The sequence below is a fragment of the Oryzihumus leptocrescens genome (assembly GCF_006716205.1).
GTDB lineage: Bacteria > Actinomycetota > Actinomycetes > Actinomycetales > Dermatophilaceae > Oryzihumus > Oryzihumus leptocrescens.
On sequence record NZ_VFOQ01000001.1, the window covers coordinates 3,407,865 to 3,425,652 of the forward strand.

Here is a 17,788-nt window from a genome sequence, read left to right on the forward strand (position 1 = left end):
AACTGGAGAAGGAAAACCACTCATGGCCAAGCGAATCGACGTCAAGGACCTCAACGTCTTCTACGGAGACTTCAAGGCGGTCGAGGACGTCACGATGACCGTGGAGCCGCGCTCGGTGACGGCGTTCATCGGCCCGTCCGGCTGCGGCAAGTCGACGTTCCTGCGCACGCTCAACCGGATGCACGAGGTGATCCCCGGCGGGCGCGTCCAGGGCTCGGTGATGCTCGACGACCAGGACCTCTACGCCTCGGGCATCGACCCGGTGGCGGTGCGCCGGACCGTCGGCATGGTGTTCCAGCGGCCGAACCCCTTCCCCACGATGACCATCTTCGACAACGTGGCGGCCGGGCTGAAGCTCAACGGCATGCGCGACAAGAAGAAGCTGACCGAGCGCGTCGAGAAGTCGCTGCGCGGCGCGAACCTGTGGAACGAGGTCAAGGACCGGCTGAACAAGCCCGGCGCCGGGCTCTCCGGTGGGCAGCAGCAGCGGCTGTGCATCGCTCGGGCGATCGCGGTCGAGCCGCAGGTGCTGCTCATGGACGAGCCGTGCTCGGCGCTGGACCCGATCTCCACGCTGGCGATCGAGGACCTCGTCAACGAGCTGAAGTCGACCTACACGATCGTCATCGTCACCCACAACATGCAGCAGGCGGCGCGGGTGTCGGACCGGACGGCGTTCTTCAACCTCGCGGCGCAGGGCAAGCCCGGCCGGCTGATCGAGATGGACGACACGCACAAGATCTTCAGCAACCCGACCCAGCGCGCGACCGAGGACTACATCTCCGGCCGCTTCGGCTGACCCGCCTCTTTGCGCAAGTTAGGGCCGCTGGACGCCCCGAAATCGGGCGTTCCAGCGGCCCTTTCTTGCGCAAAGGCGGGTTGTGCACAGGGCAGGGTTCGCTGGCCCCACCGTCCACAGGCGTGACGACGGGCGTCGCGCGGGCCGCTGCGGCGGCCGACGCTTGGTCGCCATGGACGAGAACCTTCCGCTGGCGTTCAGCTCTGCCGATGCCTTCTCCCGCGGGGTCACCAAGTCCGCACTGCGGCACAAGGTGGCCCACGGCTGTTGGATGCGGGTCTCCCGCGACGTGCATGCCGTGCCGCACGAGTGGTCCGCCGCGACACCCGCGGCGCGCCTCGCCTCCGCCTCCATGGCGCGGGCCCGGGCCCACCACGCCGACAAGGTCCTCAGCCACCTGAGCGCCGCGTCGATCCACGGCTACGACCTGCCGCTCGCGCCGGGCACCGCCACCTGGCTCACGGTCGACCACGGGGGGAACCGGCCGAGAAGGGCGCCTGACGTGATCGTGGAACGGGCGAGTCTGGCGCCGGAGGACGTGGTCGAATTCGGCCGCCCGGTCCTTGCCGTGACATCACCGGCGCGCACGGTCGCGGACTGCCTGCGGCACCTGCGCCTGGCCGACGCCGTGGCCCTCGGCGACAGCGCGCTGCGTTCCGATCCCGACCTCGCCGCGTCCGTGCACGAGGTCCTGGCCAGGCAGCGCGGCTGGCCCGGTGGGCGAACCGCTCGCACGGCATACCGGCTGCTGGACGGGCGCCGCGAGACCTGGCTGGAGTCGTGGTCGTTCGCGCGGCTGTGGCAGCTGGGGGTCGAGCTGCCCGAGCCACAGGTGACGGTCCTGGACGAGTGGGGGCGGTTCGTCGCCAGGGTTGACGCGATGTGGCGGGCGTGGGGCGTCGTCGGCGAGGCGGACGGCAGGATGAAGTACGGCCTGGGTCCGGCGGGAGCCGACCTGGCGGCACGGTCCGGCCTGCGCGAGGCCTTCTCCGCCGGCGCCGTGTTCGCGGAGAAGCGGCGCGAGGACCGCCTGCGCGACCTCGGACTCGAGGTGGTGCGCTGGACCCTGGACGACCTGCTCCGAAGGCCGGACGAGGTCGTCCTCAGGGTCGAGGCCGCACGCCGCCGGGGCGACGCACGCCGATTTCGCGGGCGGCTCGTCAGCAGCCCAGAGACGGCTTTGCGCAAGTTGGTGTCGTGATCCGGGGCGTTCAGGGCTCCGGTTACGGCACCAACTTGCGCAAAGGACAGGCTCGGGTGGGTCAGACGAAGAGGTGGGCCACCCAGTAGGCCAGGGCTGCCACGATGCCGGCGCCGGGGAAGGTCAGCACCCACGCGGCGACGATGTTGCCGGCCACGCCCCAGCGCACCGCGGACAGGCGCCTGGTCGCGCCGACGCCCATGATCGAGGAGGTGATCGTGTGGGTCGTGGAGATCGGGGCCTTGAAGCCCAGGCCGGCGATGAACAGCACCGCGGCGGCCGACGACTCTGCGGCGAAGCCGTGCGGCGGGTCCAGGTGGATGATGCGACGGCCCAGCGTGCGCATGATCCGCCACCCGCCGGAGTAGGTGCCGAGGCTGATGACCAGCGCGCTCGAGACCTTGACCCACAACGGGATCGAAGCGCCCGAGTGGTAGCCGCCCACGCTCAGCGCCAGGACGACGATCCCCATCGTCTTGCCGGCGTCCTGCAGGCCGTGACCCAGCGCCATCGCGGCCGCCGAGACGGTCTGCGAGAGGCGGAACCCGCGGGCGGTGCGGCCCGGGTGCGCCCGGCGGAACAGCCAGAGGATCAGGGCCATCACGAGGTAGCCGAGGGCCAGGCCGACGATCGGCGAGATCACCATCGGGACGACGATCTTCGACCAGACGCCACCCCACAGGACGGTGGAGCCCGCGATCAGCGAGGCGCCGACCATGCCGCCGAACAGGGCGTGCGAGGAGGAGGAGGGCAGGCCCCTCCACCAGGTCAGCAGGTTCCAGGAGATCGCGCCGACCAGGGACGCCCCCACGATGAGCAGGCCCTCGGTGCCGCTCGGCGGGTCGATGATGCCCTTGCCGACGGTGTCGGCGACCTTCGTCCCGAGGAACGCACCGGCCAGGTTGCACACCGCCGCCATGGCGAGGGCGATCCGCGGGGTCAGCGCCCGGGTCGACACCGACGTGGCGATCGCGTTGGCCGCGTCGTGGAAGCCGTTGGTGTAGTTGAAGCCCATCGCCAGGAGGATGACGACGGCTACGGGAAGCCAGTCCACGAGGGTCAGGACTCCTTGACGGCGATCGACTCGACCGCGTGGGCGACCTTCTCGAAAGCGTCAGCGGCGGCCTCGAGCTCGTCGATGACCTCCTTGAGCTTGAGCACCGTGATCGCGTCCGCGCCGTTGTTGAACAGCTCGGCGAGGAGGCGGCGGTAGACCTGGTCGGCCTGGTTCTCGAGGCGGTTGATCTCGATCCAGTACTCCTGCAGGTCGCTCATCGAGCGCAGGCGCGGCATCGCCTCGGCGGTCAGCTCGGACATGCGCGCGAGGACCTCGACCTGGGCGGCGATGCCCGAGGGCAGCTCGCCGATGCGGTAGAGGACGATCAGGTCGACCGCTGCCTCCATGAGGTCCATGCAGTCGTCCAGGTTCGCGGCGAGGCCGTAGATGTCCTCGCGGTCGAACGGCGTGATGAACGAGCTGTTGACCTTGCGCATGATCTCGTGCGTGGCCTCGTCGGCCGCGTGCTCGAGGTCGCGCATGCGCTGGGCGACGGCTTCACGCTCGGTCGGCGCGACGCCCAGCAGGGCGGTCAGCTCCTTGGCGCCGTCCACGATGTGGCTCGCCTGCTGGGCGAACAGGTCGTAGAAGGACGTTTCTTGGGGGGTGAGGCGAAAACCCACGGGGAACTCCGGTCATCAGGAAAGTGGCCGTAGGTGATGCTAAAGCCACGTCGAGAGAAGAACCCAACCGAGCGGTCGAGGCCAAGCACGATCGTTCACCCAATGTTCACCCCGAGGGGGTGGATCAGGCCATCCCCCCGGCGTATCCCCCCGCTTCCGGGCGTGTCCCCCGGCGCCCGCCGAGCACGCCACAGCGCCCCACCGGGCCCCCGAGGTCAGGCGCGCGTCAGGGGGCGGGGGTCGCCGGGGGACGTGCCCCGGCGCCACTGGGGACCACGCCCAGCAGCCGGTCGATCTCGTCCTGGGAGAGCGGCCCGTCGCTGGAGGTGGCGGCGACGACGAGCTCGCCGACCAGCTCGATCTCGAACTGCAGATCGCCGTCGGTGAGGTAGTCGTCTGACCCTTGCGGTCCTGCCATGGCTCCAATCTAGACCGCACCCAGCCCCCACGGGACCGATTGCCGCAATCGGAATCCGCCGGGCGGCCGGTGGCCCCCGCGCGGCTGTCCCGGACGCGGCGGGCCCGGCCGGGAAGGACCGACCCGCCCTATGCGCGGCGGCATCCAGACCGCATCATGGGCCCCATGAGCAGCGCCGGCACCGAGGACCGCGGCTCGTTCACGCACGCGGTATGCCGGGCCTGCGGGTGGCGCGGTCCGGGTCGCCGGGCGCGCGCCACTGCCGAGCGTGACCTCGAGCTGCACGACCTCGGCGGCTGCCCCATGGAGGAGGCCGAGCTCGCCGAGGGGGCCAGCGCGCCGGTGCTCGAGCCCGTGTCGGCGCTCGAGCCGGCGACGGCGCACGATGCGCTGGACGCGGGGACCGCCGGCGGCAGCCAGGCACACGGCATACCGGTGGCGGTGGGTGAGGGTGGAGTTGCGCCGGGCCGGGAGCGCCTCACGGCGCATGGCCGCTCGTAGCGGCTTCAGTTGGGACCCGGGGCTACCGCGGCCCGGCGCAACACCAACTCTAACCGCCGGGCCCTGACGGGTATGCCCGATCACCGCAGGGGGTGTGAGAACGACCTCAGATGAGGTCGTCCTTGCGCCACAGCCGGGCGCACGCCTCGAGGTCGGCGCCGGTGGTCTGCATGGACGCGGCCCGCCGGGTCTGGGCGCTGCTGACCAGCGGCTCGTGGTCGTCGGTGTCGTCGGCGAGGTGGGCGCGGCCGGCGGAGATGACCCGGCAGAACGCCGCGGCCCGCTCCAGCGCGATCGCCAGGTCGCCCTCGAACACCCCGGTCAGGATGGCGTCGGTCAGCGCCTTGAGCTCCTCGGGCCCGGGCGGCTCGGCCACCCCGGCGACCACGTGCGGCACGTCGGCGAACCGGATCCCGGCGGCGTAGTCACGGGCCGCGCCGGTGGGGTCGCGCCGGACCCACTCGCGCAGGGCGTAGAGCCGCCACAGGGCGCCGGGCAGGCTGCGCGCCGGCCGGTCCGCCCACAGCTCGGCGAGCGTGGACAGCCCGAGCTCGTCGACGAGCTCGACCAGGCGGGTGGTCAGGGCGGGGTCGTGCGCGGCGCGGCCGGTGCCGACGATGACGGCGGCGGTCTCGTGGGCCACCTCCGTGATCCGTGCCGGGTCGGGCGCGCCGGCCTGGGCGTCCATGGCGGCGGGGCCGAAGTAGGCGGGTCGCCGGGGGACGCCCCGACCAGTAGGTTCCTCTGGCACGAACACGATTTTCTCACGTCATTCCGGGTACAGCCCTTGGAAGCAGGACGGCGACTGGAGCCCCCCGGCCGCCGGACAACGGACGCGGCCACCGCCGCGCGGAGGAGTGTGTATGTCGTCGCAAGTTGAGACCGGTCGGATCACGACCGACATCCCCGCCCGACTCGACCGGCTCCCGTGGGCCGGCTGGCACTGGCTCATCGTCGCCGGTCTGGGCACCGTCTGGATCCTCGACGGCCTCGAGGTCACCATCGTGGGGTCGATGTCCGACGCCCTGCAGAAGCCGCTCGGCACCGGTCTCGGGATGACCAGCTCCGACATCGGCATGGCCGGCGCGGTCTACGTGCTCGGCTCCTGTCTCGGGGCGCTGTTCTTCGGCCAGCTGACCGACCGGTTCGGCCGCAAGAAGCTGTTCCTGGTCACCCTCGGGATCTACCTCATCGGCACCGTGCTCACGGCGTTCTCGATGAACCCGATGTTCTACTTCGCGTGCCGCTTCGTCACCGGCGCCGGGGTCGGCGGCGAGTACGCCGCGATCAACTCCGCCATCGACGAGCTGATCCCCGCCAAGTACCGCGGCCGGGTCGACCTGGCCATCAACGGCTCGTTCTGGCTGGGCGCCGCCGCCGGCTCCCTGCTCACCGTCGCGCTGCTCAACCCCTCGCTGGTGCCCGCCTGGCTCGGCTGGCGCCTGGCGTTCGGCCTCGGCGCGATCCTCGGCCTGGGCATCCTGCTGGTCCGCCGCAACGTGCCCGAGAGCCCGCGCTGGCTGTTCATCCACGGCCGCGAGCACGAGGGCGAGAAGGTCGTGAAGCAGATCGAGGAGCACGTCGAGGGCACCACCGGCGCGCCGCTCGACCCGGTCGACGAGACCATCACCATCCGCCAGCGCAAGACCATCGGCCTGGGCACGATCGCCAAGACGGTGTTCACGCTCTACCCCCGCCGCACCGTCCTGTGCCTGGCGCTGTTCATCGGGCAGGCGTTCCTCTACAACGCCTTCTTCTTCACCTACGGCGACTCGCTGACCAAGTTCCTCGGTGTGCAGCAGGTCGGCTGGTTCATCGCGGCGTTCGCGGTGAGCAACTTCCTCGGCGCGTTCCTGCTCGGCCCGCTGTTCGACACGGTCGGCCGGGTCCGGATGATCTCCGGCACCTACATCCTCTCGGGCGCGCTGCTCGGGGTCACCGGCTTCATGCTCGGCGGCCTCAACGCCTACACCCTGACCCTGATGGGCGCGATCATCTTCTTCTTCGCCTCCGCCGGCGCCTCCTCGGCCTACCTGACGGCCAGCGAGGTCTTCCCGATGGAGACACGGGCGCTGTGCATCGCGTTCTTCTACGCCGTCGGCACCGCCGCCGGTGGCATCTCCGGCCCGCTGTTCTTCGGCCACCTCATCGACACGGCGTCGAAGGCCAAGGACATCACCGGCATCGCGCCCGGCTACTTCGTCGGGGCCGCGCTGATGATCGTCGGAGGCGTGGTCGCGGCGCTCATGGGCGTCAAGGCCGAGCAGAAGTCGCTGGAGTCGATCGCCCAGCCGCTGACCGCCGAGGAGGCCACGGCTTCCGGCTCCGGGGGCGACCGGACGGCACCCGCCACGGCGTAGGGGCTGTCGCGCGTCGGGGTCAGCCCGGCTGTGCGCAGGAAAAGGCTGCTGGCGGGTCGGTCTACCGGCCCGCCAGCGGCCTTTTCTTGCGCAAAGGGGTGCGGTCAGGCAGGACCCACGACGGCCGCCGACTCCCCGGGCAGGGAGAGGCGGCCGTCGTCGGTCAGGCGCGCTCCCTCGTCCCAGGCCAGGACCACCTGCCGGTATGCCGTGGCCTCACCGAGGTCGACCAGCGCGGGCTTGCTGCCGAGGTTGGCCGCTACGCGGTGCTCGCCGCGCGTCACGACGACGGTCCGCGCGGCATGGTCGTGGTCGACGCCCACGCGGTCGAGGTGCGGGTCGCGCAGGTCGGCGCGCTGACGGCGCAGGGTGAGCAGCGCGCGATACCAGCGGAGCAGGCGGTCGTGCGGGGGCTGCTCGGGCTCGGACCAGTCGAGCCGGGAGCGCTCGACGGTCGCGGGGTCCTGCGGGTCGGGCACCTCGGCGCTGTCCCAGCCGTGCGAGGCGAACTCGCGGCGCCGCCCTTCGCTGACGAGCCGGGCGAGCTCGGGGTCGACGTGGTCGGTGAAGTACTGCCACGGCGTGCCCGCGCCCCACTCCTCGCCCATGAACAGCATCGGGCTGTAGGCCGACGTCAGCAGAATCGCGGCGCCGGCGGCGAGCAGCCCGGGCGGGACGAGCCGACTGAGCCGGTCACCGACCGCGCGGTTGCCGACCTGGTCGTGGGTCTGCAGCGACGCGACGAAGTGCCAGCCCTCGAGCCGGAGCGTGTCCACCGGCCGGCCGTGCGTGCGCTCGCGGAAGCTCGACCACGTGCCGTCGTGGAAGAACGGCGTGGTGAGCACCTTGGCCAGCGCCCCGGGGTCGGCGAAGTCGGCGTAGTAGCCGAACGTCTCGCCGGTCAGCGCCACGTGCAGCGCGTGATGCACGTCGTCGGCCCACTGGGCGTGCAGCCCGAGGCCGCCGCCGGCGTCGGGGTCGGGGGTGCGCCGGGTGACCGTGCGCGGGTCGTTGCGGTCGGACTCGGCGATCAGCCACAGCGGCCGGTTCACCTCTGCCGCAAGGGATTCGACCTCACGCTCCATCTCCTCCAGCAGCGGCAGGGCCCGGTCGTCCACGAGCGCGTGGACCGCATCGAGGCGCAGCGCGTCGATGTGGAAGTCACGCAGCCACTGGGCGACGTTGTCGAGCACGAACCGGCGCACCTCGTCGCTGCCGGGACCGTCGAGGTTGAGCGCCTGCCCCCACGGCGTGACGTAGCGGTCGGTGAAGTAGGGCCCGAACTCGCCGAGGTAGTTGCCGTCCGGCCCGAGGTGGTTGTAGACGACGTCGAGGCACACGCCGAGCCCGCGGGCGTGACAGGCGTCGACAAACCGTTGCAGGGCAACGGGTCCGCCGTACGGCTCATGCACGGCGTAGAGGTCGACGCCGTCGTAGCCCCAGCCGTGACGGCCCGGGAAGCTGGCGACCGGCATGACCTCGACGAGGTCGACGCCGAGGTCGACGAGGTGGTCGAGCCGCTCGACGGCGGCGTCGAACGTGCCCTCGACGGTGAAGGTGCCGATGTGCAGCTCGTAGATCACCGCAGAGGGCAGCTGCACGCCCGCCCAGTCGCGGTCGGTCCACCCGAAACCATTGGGGTCGAAGGCAACCGAGCGCCCGTGCGGGCCGTCGGGTTGCCGCCGCGAGCGCGGGTCGGGCCGCGGGTCACCGCCGTCGAGCGCAAAGGCGTATGCCGTGCCGGGCGCCTCGGGAAGCTCACCCCGCCACCAGCCACCGACATCACGGCGCATGGAGACGCGCTCGTCGCCGAGCACCAGGTCGACCGACTCCCTGGCGAACGGCGCCCAGACGCAGACCTCGGTCATGAGCGGACTCCTTTGTGGTTGCTCGTCACCGGCGCACGAGGAGGGCGACGGGTCGGCTGGCGAAGAGGTCGGCGCAGGCGACCTCGCCGCCGACGTGGACCCGGCCGGTGAGCCGGTCCTCCCAGTCGCCCTCGGGCAGCAGCACGGTGTCGCCGTCGGACCACGCACCGGTGCGCTCGAGGCGGGCCGGCGCCCGGGTCACCACGACGGCGACGCGGTCGGACCGCAGGAATCCGAGGGCGTGCTCGCTGGTGGACTGCAGCGGCCGGTAGGTCGCGCCCAGGCCGAACGCCTCGGGGTCCTCGCGCCGCAGCCGCAGGGCCGTCGTGGTGACGAGCAGCTTCTCCCCGTCGAGCCCGTCCAGGCCACCGAGCCCGTTCGACTCCCCAGCCCCCTCCGCCGAGAGGGACGTTCCTGCCCCTTCCGACCCCCCGGAAAGGGCAGAAACGTCCCTCTCGGCGGGTTGGTCGGCGGGTTGGTCGGTGGGTTGGGCCAGGGAGTGGAGCAGGGCGTGGCGGCGGTCGAAGTCCACGGCTCGCCGGTTGTCCGGGTCGACCAGCGACAGGTCGACGAGCTCGCAGCCCTGGTAGGTGTCGGGGACGCCCGGCAGGCACAGCTGCAGCAGCTTGGCCGCCAGTACCGTCGCCCGCACGGCAACGGCGTTGTGCCGCAAGGCATCCAGCCACACCTCGCGCAGGCGGCCCGGCACGAGCGCGGCGTCGGCAAGGGCCAGCACCCGCTTCTCGTAGGCCTTGTCGCCATCCACCCAGGCGGTGCGTTGCTTGGCCTCGCGCACTGCCTTGACCAGGTAGCCGTGCAGGCGTTCGGCCCCGATGTCGCCGACGCCGACGAGCGTCTGCCAGACCAGGTGGGCCGTCGGGCGGTCGACGCCGAACTCATCGGCAGCCGCCCGGAACGCAGCCGAACACCGTTGCCACGCCTCAGGATCACCAGCCACCGCGAGCAGTCGGGCACGAACGTCCTCGCTGCGCTTGGTGTCGTGGGTGGACAGCGTGGTCATGCCCCGCGGCCAGTCGCGCTGCTGCGCCTCGGCCCACCCGTGGAGCGCCTCGGCCGAGCCGGTCTCCAGCACGGACGGGTCGGCGCCGACCTCGTTGAGCGCCACCAGCCGGTGCCAGCGGTAGAACGTGGTGTCCTCGATGCCCTTGGCCATCACGGGGCCCCACGTCTGCTGCAGGCGCACGGCGAAGTCAATCGCGGCCGGGTGCAGGTCGGCGTCCTCCCCGAGGGCGAGCTCGACCAGGGCGTCCACCTCCGCCTCCAGGTCCGGACGGGCGGCCACCGCGGCAGCGCGCGCCTCCTCGATCCGGCGCCGGGCCTCCCGCGAGAGCCGCTGGTCGGGCCGGACGTAGGCGCGGTAGACCTCGCCGGCCACCAGCAGCTCGACCACGGCGAGCCGCAGCCGCTCGGGGTCCAGCGACGGCAGCGCCTCCCGGGCCCGCCGGGTCAGCCGGTCGACCTCCGGGGCCAGGGACTCGTCGACCACCTGGCGCTTGGCCCGCTCGACCGAGCGCGCCAGACGGGGCTCGCCCCCGGCGGCGACCCAGCACTCCTCGAGCACCTCGGCCGCAGCGGGATCGACGAGAGCCGCCTGCACGGCCTGGAGCGCGTCATACCCGGTCGTGCCGTCGCAGGGCCAGGTGGTGGAGAGGCGCTCGTGGCCCTCGAGGATCTTCTCGACCCACACGAACGTGCCCGGCCGCGTGGCCTCGCGCAGCCGCTGGAGGTATCCCTCCGGGTCGGCCAGGCCGTCGGGATGGTCGATGCGGAAGCCGTCGATGACGCCGCGGTGGTTGAGGTCCAGCAGCCGCCGGTGCGTGGCCTCGAAGACCTCCTCGAGCTCGACCCGCACAGCGATGAGCTCGTCGATCTCGAAGAACCGGCGGTAGTTGAGCATGGTGTCGGTCTCGCGCCAGGAGGCGAGCTGGTAGTGCTGCCGGGCGAGCACCTCGGCGACGTCCTCACCCTCGGTGCCGAGCGCGACCGGGAGGACGTGGTCGTGGTAGCGGATGACCGGCTCGCCGTCGAGGTCACCGAGCACGAGCTCGCCGGCCTCGAGCATGGCCGCCAGGGTGTCGCCGAGGATCGGCAGGCCGAGCCGCCCGCCGCCGGACTTCCAGTCGATGTCGAACCAGTCGGCGGTGGGGGCGTCGCGGCCCTCGCGCAGCACCTGCCACAGCGGGGCGTTGGCGCTCTCGGGCGCGACGAGGGCCATGTGGTTGGGCACCACGTCGACGACCAGCCCGAGGCCGTGTCGGTGCGCGGTCCCGGCGAGCCGGACCAGGGCGTCCTCCCCGCCGAGGTCGCTGCTGACCCGGGTGTGGTCGAGCACGTCGTAGCCGTGCATCGAGCCGGGGACGGCCTGCAGCACCGGCGAGAGGTAGAGGTGGCTGACGCCGAGCGCGGCGAGGTAGGGCACCTGCGCCTCGGCGTCGGCGAAGCCGAAGCCGGCATGCAGCTGGAGGCGGTAGGTCGCGGTGACCTCGCGGTCGGGGTCCGGACTCACGAAACTGCCTCCATGTGGCGTAGGTCACGTTGGGCGGCCCATCGTCCCAGACGCCTCCCGGACGTGCGCCCGCGTCTCACCGCAGGCGCCGGATTGCCCTGATACGCCCCGGTATGCCGTGCCGCCAGGGTTACCCGCGAGTCACCTTGGGCTCCTCGACGGAGAAGATCTGCGGTCGGGAAGCGCTTTCACGAAATCTTTTGCCGGCTCTTTACCAATTCTTGGGACGACGGCTAAGTTGACCCGTCAAGTAGGGGGGCCAACAGGGGTCCGCCAGACGACGTGGTAGCGACCACGCCGACCCGAGGGGACCGACCAGTGGCACTGAGCTCTGCCATGCGCATGACGGGGATCGCCAAGGCCGAGGCCATCCGCCTGGCCCTGGGTGTGGGAGTCCTGGGGGTGACGGTCACCGGCCTGTCCACCGTGGCCACCGGCGCCTTCTTCACCAACTCAACCCACACGGCGCCGAGGATCGTCGCCGGCACCGTGAGCCTGACCGTGACGCCGACCTCGACGCCCACGACGACGGGTTTCACGATCACGGGCATGGCGCCCGGAGACGTCCAGTACCGCGCGATCACGGTCAAGAACTCTGGATCCCTGGCGGCGCGCTACTCGCTCGCCACCTCGGTGACCCACACCCAGAACGTCGTCAATCTCGCTGACGCCCTGAACCTGGCGGTGGCCGTCGTTCCGTCCAACGGGGTCTGCGCCGACACCGCCTTCGCCGCGCCGGGAGCCACCCTGGTGGGCGACGTGGCGCCGGCCGCGCTGGCGTTCGGCAGTTCCGTTCAGGGCGCGGACCCGGGTGACCGCGCGCTCGACGCCCAGAAGAGCGAGACCCTCTGCTTCCGGGCGACCCTGCCGAAGGAAACCACCGACGTCTACCAGGGCAAGGCCGCGACGATGAGCTTCGTCTTCAGCTCCGAGCAGACGGCCAACAACCCGTAGTCACCGACTGCCGCGTCAGCGCGGCGCCCACGACCGGGACGGGGAGTGACGCCTTGGGGCTGGCGCCTCCCCGTCCAGGTTCGGCACCACCGTTCCACCAGCCCCAACCGGGGAGTTCGGCATGAGAGCACTGTCGCCGTCGGCACGGACGCTGCGCCGTGCCCTGACGTGGCTCCGCCGCGGGCTCACCACCGTCGCGGTGGTCGTGGCCGCGGCGACCGTGCTCGGCCTGGGGCTGGTCCAGCACAGCGGGCGGCAGCTGCTCATCGTCACGTCCGGTTCCATGGTCCCGACGTTCGGGCCGGGCGACGTCGTCCTCGTCGAGAAGCTCCGACAGGAGCAGCTCCACCCCGGCATGATCGTGACCTTCCAGGCACCGGGCGCCCAGGAGCTGACGACCCACCGCATCGTGGCGATGCACCGGATGCCGCAGGGCGTGTTCATCCAGACCAAGGGCGACGCCAACCCCACGGCCGACCCGAACCTGTCCCCGGCCACCAGCGTGTTCGGCGTGCTCACCGGGACCGTGCCCTGGGTCGGACGATGGCTCGCGTTCTACGAGTCGGACCGCGGACGGCTGCTCATCCTCGGCGGACCACTCGCGCTGATCGCCCTGTCGCAGCTGCTGAACCTCGTCCGGGGCGCGGGGCGCCTGCGGGCCGCGCACCGCGGGACGGACGCACCCGAAGGGGATGTCGAGGTGAGCGGGACAGCGGACCCGGCGGCGCGCGATACACCCGCCCCCAGCCGCGGGGAGCGACGCGCGCTGGAGCGGGCGACAGCGCTGACGCGGCGCCGGCTCCTCGTCGCCGCGCTGGCTACCACCGTCGCGGCCTGCTCCGGGCTGGGCGTGCTGATCGGCCGGCACACGAACGCCGTGTTCACTGCGGCCGCGTCCGTCGGGGACAACACCGTCACGGCGGCGCCGAGCTTCTGCCGGGGCAGTGCCTACGCCCGCGCCGTGTGCGCGGACGACCCGCTGTCGTGGTTCCGCATGGACGAGCAGCCTGTGGGCGACCCGGCGCTGGAGTACGCCGTGGGCGACTCCGGCTCGCTGGGCCGGGACGCGCTCCGCACCAGCGGGGTCGCGCTGCGCACCGCCACGCCGCTGGCCGGCGACGACGGTGGCGCGTTCACCTTCGACGGGATCACCGGCGCGGCCGTGTCCGCCCGCTCCACGGCCCTGCCGCAGGCCTACTCGCTGGAGGCGTGGTTCGCAGCGCCCTCGAGCTCCGACGGCGGACCGCTGGTGAGCCTGGCGCACGTCGAGAGCTGGTCGAACGCCGGCATCGACACGGCGCTCTACCTCACGAAGAACGGCAAGGTCTGCTTCGGCGCCGACCTCGGCCAGGGCGGTCCGAACGTCGTGCAGAGCGGCCCCGGCTACGGGTACACCGGCACCACCCCTGTGTGGCACCACGCGCTGGGCACCAGCGACGGGACCACGATCGCCCTCTACGTCGACGGCGCCCTCGTCGGCACGCGCAAGGCGGACAAGACCCAGGCCCAGCTCACCGAGCGACTGCTTGGCCTGGGCGTGTCACACCTCGCCGGGTGGCCCGACCCGCCGGCGGACCTGTTCAAGGGCTCCATGGACGAAGCCGCGTTCTACGGCAGGGCGCTGAGCGAGACAGACGCCGCGGCGCACTACCGGGCCGGCCACGGCGCCTGATCCGTCGCCCAGCTTCCGGGGCCTCAGTCCCGGAAGAACAGGCGGATCGCGGCGCCCTCGCCGGTGGCGCGCACCGTCGCGTCGGAGGCCAGGCCGCGGGCCAGCCACAACCCGCGCCCGCAGTCGAGGTCGTCCGCGGGCGGCACGTAGCCGGCGGTGGCCGCGTGGAAGCCCGGCCCGGAGTCGGCGACCTCCCACACCCGGCACCCGTCCTCGCGCCACGTGCTCACCTCGGCACTGCCGGCGGCCCGCAGGGCGTTGCTGACGAGCTCGTTGACGGCGATCAGCGCGTCCTGCTCCCGCTCACCAGCCAGCCCACCCACCTCACCTGCCTGCTCACCACCGAGGACCTCGCCCACCAGCGCCCGCGCCTGGCGGGCGTCGCCCACCTGCCGGACCAGCGCCCCGGCCGGTCGCTCGGTCCACGCCGGCTCAGCCTGCCGCAAGAACGTCGCGGTGTCCTCATAGGTCGGTGAGGCCACCGGCTCGGTCCCGCCCCAGGTCATCGGGTGGCTGCGCAGCACGGCCTCCAGGACGTCCGGGGCGAGCCGGCGGGTGTCGTGCAGGCACAGGGAGTAGTACGGCAGGTCGGCGTAGGCGTCGTTGGCCACCGCCTCGAACCGGGACCACACCCTCCCGTCGGGAAGCGCCAGCCACGTCGGCTCCCCGATCAGCCGCCACGGCGTGCCGTTCGCCCTGAGCTGCTGCAGGTCACGGTCGTAGGCGGCCAGCGTGCCGAAGCCGCCCTGCCACCAGCCCTCCGACGCGGCCACCACCGCCAGCCGTCCCGCCTCGTCGCCGAGGTGGGCGAGCAGCGCCTCCCGCACCGCCTCGGACGCGACGACGATGACCGGCTCACCGCGATCGAGCCCCTCCTGGACGAAGGGCACGCAGCGGGCCACGGCCTCCTCGTCACTGGAGTAGAGGAACGCCTCGTGCGCGAACGCCTTGCCGGTCCAGTCACCCGTCGGGTGCATGGCGCGGGCGCTCACGCCAGCTCCACGTCGAACAGCTCGAGCACGCGGCGCGGCCCGGGCCCGACGCCGACGAAGCGCACCGGGCGCCCGCTCGCCCGCAGCCCCGTGGCGAAGCGGACCAGCGCCCGCGTGGCACCGACGTCGACGAAGTCCAGTCCGGCGAGGTCGACGGTCACCGGCCCGGCGGCGAGCCGGCCGACCCCTACGAGCACCTCGTCGAGGGCGTCCGCACAGCCCGTGTCGACCTCGCCGGCGAGCACCAGGACCTCACCGCGCACCCGTGCGACGAACGTCAGCGTGTCACCGGCCACGTGCCGTATGCCGTGCAGTGCCGCGAGCGGGCGGAGGCGCTCCCCGGGGACCGTCGGCGCGGCATACCCGCACATGCCCGTCAGTGGGTGACCCGCGATGACCGAGTCGACGACGATCTCGTAGGCGCGCACGTCCTCCCAGCGCGAGGGGTCGCGGACGAGGCCGGTGAGGTCACCGGCGACCCGCAGTCCGGTGTAGCCGTCCTCCACGGCGGCCGCGCCGGCGGCGGCGAACAGCTCGGTCTGGGCGACGGGGTCGAGACCGCCGCTGCCGAGGTAGACGTCGGACATGGGCTGGACCTGCAGCTGCCCGCTGGCCAGGAGCGCGTCCCTTCCGGGCAGGGCGTCCAGCTCCCCGACCAGCTGCGCCGTGTCCCCCTCCCCGACGAAGAGCACCCGCTCACCCAGGGCGACCCCCTCGGCGAGGAACTGCGCCGCCACCACGCCGAACCCCCGCTCCGGGTCGTACGCCCAGCACACGTGGTCCCCCTGCCGCAGGCCCCGCGGCCGCGCCAACACCGACATTCCTGCCATGGGCCCAACGGTATGCCCGCGTCCGGGGCGAGGACAGGCTGTCGGGCCAGAACCCCTCCCGGCAGCCGGTCGTCAACGCGACGCACCCCAAGAGATAGTCAAGAAAGCGGACAGAGCAGCCAAAGCCCGGACGAACCGCACAGGCCCGACCTACTCTCGAAAAGGTGGTCGCAGGGGCCACCGAACCCCATACCGAAAGCCGTTGCTGCGCCATGCCCGGAAACGCTCGCCACCCTCGCGCGGTGCTCACCGCCCTCGCCGCCGGACTGGCCCTCGTGCCCGTCCTGATGGTCGGCCCGACTGCCCACGCCGCCACGGCCGTGCCGCCGACCCCCACCGACCTGCCGACGGCGATCGAGCCACTGGCCACGGACGTCACGAACAACTCCTGCGACGGCCTGGCCAAGCCCGGCACCGTCGCCCTCGGCAACCTGCTCAAGGCGACCTACCCGACCAGCTCCTACGGCACCGTGCGGGCCTGCGGCGCCGACTCGATCACCCGCACGGAGCACTACGACGGCCGGGCGCTGGACTGGATGGTCAGCGTCCGCAACGCGACGCAGGCGGCCGAGGCCAACGCCGTGCTGGGTTGGCTGTTCGCCACTCGCGACGGCGTCACCTTCGCCAACGCCCGCCGGCTCGGCGTCATGTACGTCATCTGGAACAACCAGATCTGGGGCACGTGGAGCCAGACGTGGGAGCCCTACAGCAGCTGTGCCTCCACACCGCAGGTCAGCATGGACAGCACCTGTCACCGCAACCACATCCACTTCTCCCTGTCCTGGGCCGGCGCGATGAAGCGCACGTCGTACTGGACGAAGCAGGTCGCCGCGACCGACTACGGCCCGTGCCGCAACGCCGACCTGAACTGGGCCCCGCCGTACGCCGGCTACAACGGCACGCCGTGCCCCCGGCTCGGCACCGTGACCGCACCGGCCGGCGCCACGACGCTGACCAGGCAGCTGGCGAGCTACTCGGGCATGTACCTCCGCGGCGGCTCGACCGGCCCCGCGGTGTCGGCGATCCAGCAGATGGTCGGCCTCCGCGCAGACGGCGTGCTGGGCACCGGAACGGTGACCCGGCTCAAGACGTGGCAGCGGGCACACGGCGTCGCCGCCACGGGGGTCGCCGACCCCATAACCTGGCGTGCGGCGATGATCTCCCGCGGCGTCCCACCCGTGGCCGTGCCGTCCGCACCGGGCTTCGACGCCGACCCGGCGACGGACCTGCTCGCGCGCGAGAGCGACGGCCGGCTGATGCTCGTGCCCGGCGACGGCAACGGCGGCCTGGGGACACCCACCCAGATCGGGTCGGGGTGGAACATGTTCGACACCATCACGTCACCCGGTGACATGGACAACGACGGCCACGCGGACCTGGTGGCCCGCACCCCCAGTGGCCTGCTCTACCTCTACCGGGGCAACGGCCAGGGCGGCTTCATCGGCTGGGGCACAGTCATCGGGCGCGGCTGGCAGGTCTTCAGCCAGGTCTTCACCGGCGGGGACTTCTCCGGCGACGGCCACCCCGACGTCCTGGCCCGCAAGCCCAACGGCGACCTGCTCCTCTACCAAGGCAACGGCCGGGGCGGGGTCAACCCCGGCCTGCGGATCGGGCTGGGGTGGCAGGTCTTCGACACGGTGGTCGCCGCGCGCGACGTCACCGGCGACGGCAAGGCCGACCTGCTGGCGCGCAAGCCCTCCGGGCAGCTCTGCCTCTATGCCGGCTCCGGCGCCGGGACCGTCAGGCCCGGCACGGTCGTCGCCAGCGGCTGGGACACCACCACCACGCTGCTCTCCGCCGGGGACATCACCGGGGACCGCCGGGCCGACCTGCTCGCCCGCGGCACCGACGGCACCCTCACGGTGCTGCCCGGCAACGGCAACGGCACCTTCGGCCAGGGCTACCCGCTGTCCACGAGCTGGGGGGCCTACACGGCCACCGTGGGCGTCGGCTGACCCTCGCTCCGCACCGTCGCGGGCCCGTCCC

Annotated in this window: 15 protein-coding genes; 7 read left to right on the top strand and 8 right to left on the bottom strand. The window is 72.2% G+C overall.

Annotated features, from left to right (window positions below):
- Positions 1–22: 22 nt before the first annotated feature.
- Both pstB and FB474_RS16160 read left to right on the top strand, forming a co-directional pair.
- Positions 23–799 carry a phosphate ABC transporter ATP-binding protein PstB gene (pstB, locus tag FB474_RS16155; protein ID WP_141789576.1) on the top strand — a complete coding sequence of 259 codons (777 nt, stop codon included), beginning with the start codon at positions 23–25 and terminating at the stop codon, positions 797–799.
- A 172-nt stretch (positions 800–971) separates the two neighbouring features.
- Positions 972–2,000, top strand: coding sequence for a hypothetical protein (locus FB474_RS16160; RefSeq protein WP_141789577.1), 1,029 nt, complete (start codon positions 972–974; stop codon positions 1,998–2,000).
- Between the two features lie 61 nt (positions 2,001–2,061).
- Here FB474_RS16160 and FB474_RS16165 read toward each other — a convergent pair whose 3' ends face one another.
- The 3 genes from FB474_RS16165 to FB474_RS16175 form a co-directional block, all read right to left on the bottom strand.
- A complete protein-coding gene (locus tag FB474_RS16165; RefSeq protein WP_281286351.1) occupies positions 2,062–3,054 on the bottom strand; it encodes an inorganic phosphate transporter in 993 nt (330 codons plus the stop codon).
- A gap of 5 nt (positions 3,055–3,059) precedes the next feature.
- A complete protein-coding gene (locus tag FB474_RS16170; protein WP_141789578.1) occupies positions 3,060–3,680 on the bottom strand; it encodes a DUF47 domain-containing protein in 621 nt (206 codons plus the stop codon).
- Positions 3,681–3,906: 226 nt separating this feature from the next.
- Entirely contained in the window at positions 3,907–4,098 is a 192-nt protein-coding gene (locus FB474_RS16175) for a hypothetical protein (RefSeq protein WP_141789579.1), read from the bottom strand.
- A 165-nt stretch (positions 4,099–4,263) separates the two neighbouring features.
- On the opposite strand from FB474_RS16175, the gene FB474_RS16180 reads away from it, so the two are divergent.
- Positions 4,264–4,599, top strand: a complete 336-nt coding sequence (locus tag FB474_RS16180; RefSeq protein WP_185746195.1) for a hypothetical protein — start codon at positions 4,264–4,266, stop codon at positions 4,597–4,599.
- 106 nt (positions 4,600–4,705) lie between these two features.
- On the opposite strand, the gene FB474_RS16185 is transcribed toward FB474_RS16180, so the two are convergent.
- Entirely contained in the window at positions 4,706–5,287 is a 582-nt protein-coding gene (locus FB474_RS16185) for a hypothetical protein (RefSeq protein WP_141790050.1), read from the bottom strand.
- Positions 5,288–5,462: 175 nt separating this feature from the next.
- On the opposite strand from FB474_RS16185, the gene FB474_RS16190 reads away from it, so the two are divergent.
- Entirely contained in the window at positions 5,463–6,959 is a 1,497-nt protein-coding gene (locus FB474_RS16190) for an MFS transporter (protein ID WP_141789581.1), read from the top strand.
- Positions 6,960–7,063: 104 nt separating this feature from the next.
- Here FB474_RS16190 and treZ read toward each other — a convergent pair whose 3' ends face one another.
- Positions 7,064–8,827, bottom strand: coding sequence for a malto-oligosyltrehalose trehalohydrolase (treZ, locus tag FB474_RS16195; protein ID WP_141789582.1), 1,764 nt, complete (start codon positions 8,825–8,827; stop codon positions 7,064–7,066).
- 25 nt (positions 8,828–8,852) lie between these two features.
- Complete coding sequence (treY, locus tag FB474_RS16200; RefSeq protein WP_141789583.1) at positions 8,853–11,354, bottom strand: malto-oligosyltrehalose synthase; 2,502 nt, start codon at positions 11,352–11,354, stop codon at positions 8,853–8,855.
- A 318-nt stretch (positions 11,355–11,672) separates the two neighbouring features.
- Between treY and FB474_RS16205 the strand changes: the two genes are divergently transcribed.
- Together FB474_RS16205 and FB474_RS16210 are read left to right on the top strand one after the other, a co-directional pair.
- The gene (locus FB474_RS16205) at positions 11,673–12,308 is read left to right on the top strand and encodes a TasA family protein (protein WP_141789584.1); all 636 of its coding nucleotides are present in this window, start codon (positions 11,673–11,675) and stop codon (positions 12,306–12,308) included.
- A 121-nt stretch (positions 12,309–12,429) separates the two neighbouring features.
- Complete coding sequence (locus FB474_RS16210) at positions 12,430–13,980, top strand: signal peptidase I (RefSeq protein WP_141789585.1); 1,551 nt, start codon at positions 12,430–12,432, stop codon at positions 13,978–13,980.
- A 23-nt stretch (positions 13,981–14,003) separates the two neighbouring features.
- On the opposite strand, the gene FB474_RS16215 is transcribed toward FB474_RS16210, so the two are convergent.
- Positions 14,004–14,972 (bottom strand): anti-sigma factor RsbA family regulatory protein, encoded by a 969-nt coding sequence (locus tag FB474_RS16215; protein ID WP_221632557.1) that lies wholly within the window; start codon positions 14,970–14,972, stop codon positions 14,004–14,006.
- Positions 14,969–15,802, bottom strand: a complete 834-nt coding sequence (locus FB474_RS16220) for an MEDS domain-containing protein (protein WP_141789586.1) — start codon at positions 15,800–15,802, stop codon at positions 14,969–14,971. Before FB474_RS16220 ends, FB474_RS16215 begins: the two co-directional genes overlap by 4 nt.
- A gap of 242 nt (positions 15,803–16,044) precedes the next feature.
- Between FB474_RS16220 and FB474_RS16225 the strand changes: the two genes are divergently transcribed.
- Complete coding sequence (locus tag FB474_RS16225) at positions 16,045–17,757, top strand: FG-GAP-like repeat-containing protein (protein WP_185746196.1); 1,713 nt, start codon at positions 16,045–16,047, stop codon at positions 17,755–17,757.
- The last annotated feature ends 31 nt before the right edge of the window (positions 17,758–17,788 follow it).

What these genes read in the sequence shown, in the direction of transcription:
- pstB (WP_141789576.1), top strand. Translation starts at nt 23, where the DNA reads ATGGCCAAGCGAATCGACGTCAAGGACCTCAACGTCTTCTACGGAGAC.
- FB474_RS16160 (WP_141789577.1), top strand. Translation starts at nt 972, where the DNA reads ATGGACGAGAACCTTCCGCTGGCGTTCAGCTCTGCCGATGCCTTCTCC.
- FB474_RS16175 (WP_141789579.1), bottom strand. Translation starts at nt 4,098, where the DNA reads ATGGCAGGACCGCAAGGGTCAGACGACTACCTCACCGACGGCGATCTG.
- FB474_RS16180 (WP_185746195.1), top strand. Translation starts at nt 4,264, where the DNA reads ATGAGCAGCGCCGGCACCGAGGACCGCGGCTCGTTCACGCACGCGGTA.
- FB474_RS16185 (WP_141790050.1), bottom strand. Translation starts at nt 5,287, where the DNA reads ATGGACGCCCAGGCCGGCGCGCCCGACCCGGCACGGATCACGGAGGTG.
- FB474_RS16190 (WP_141789581.1), top strand. Translation starts at nt 5,463, where the DNA reads ATGTCGTCGCAAGTTGAGACCGGTCGGATCACGACCGACATCCCCGCC.
- treZ (WP_141789582.1), bottom strand. Translation starts at nt 8,827, where the DNA reads ATGACCGAGGTCTGCGTCTGGGCGCCGTTCGCCAGGGAGTCGGTCGAC.
- FB474_RS16210 (WP_141789585.1), top strand. Translation starts at nt 12,430, where the DNA reads ATGAGAGCACTGTCGCCGTCGGCACGGACGCTGCGCCGTGCCCTGACG.
- FB474_RS16220 (WP_141789586.1), bottom strand. Translation starts at nt 15,802, where the DNA reads ATGGCAGGAATGTCGGTGTTGGCGCGGCCGCGGGGCCTGCGGCAGGGG.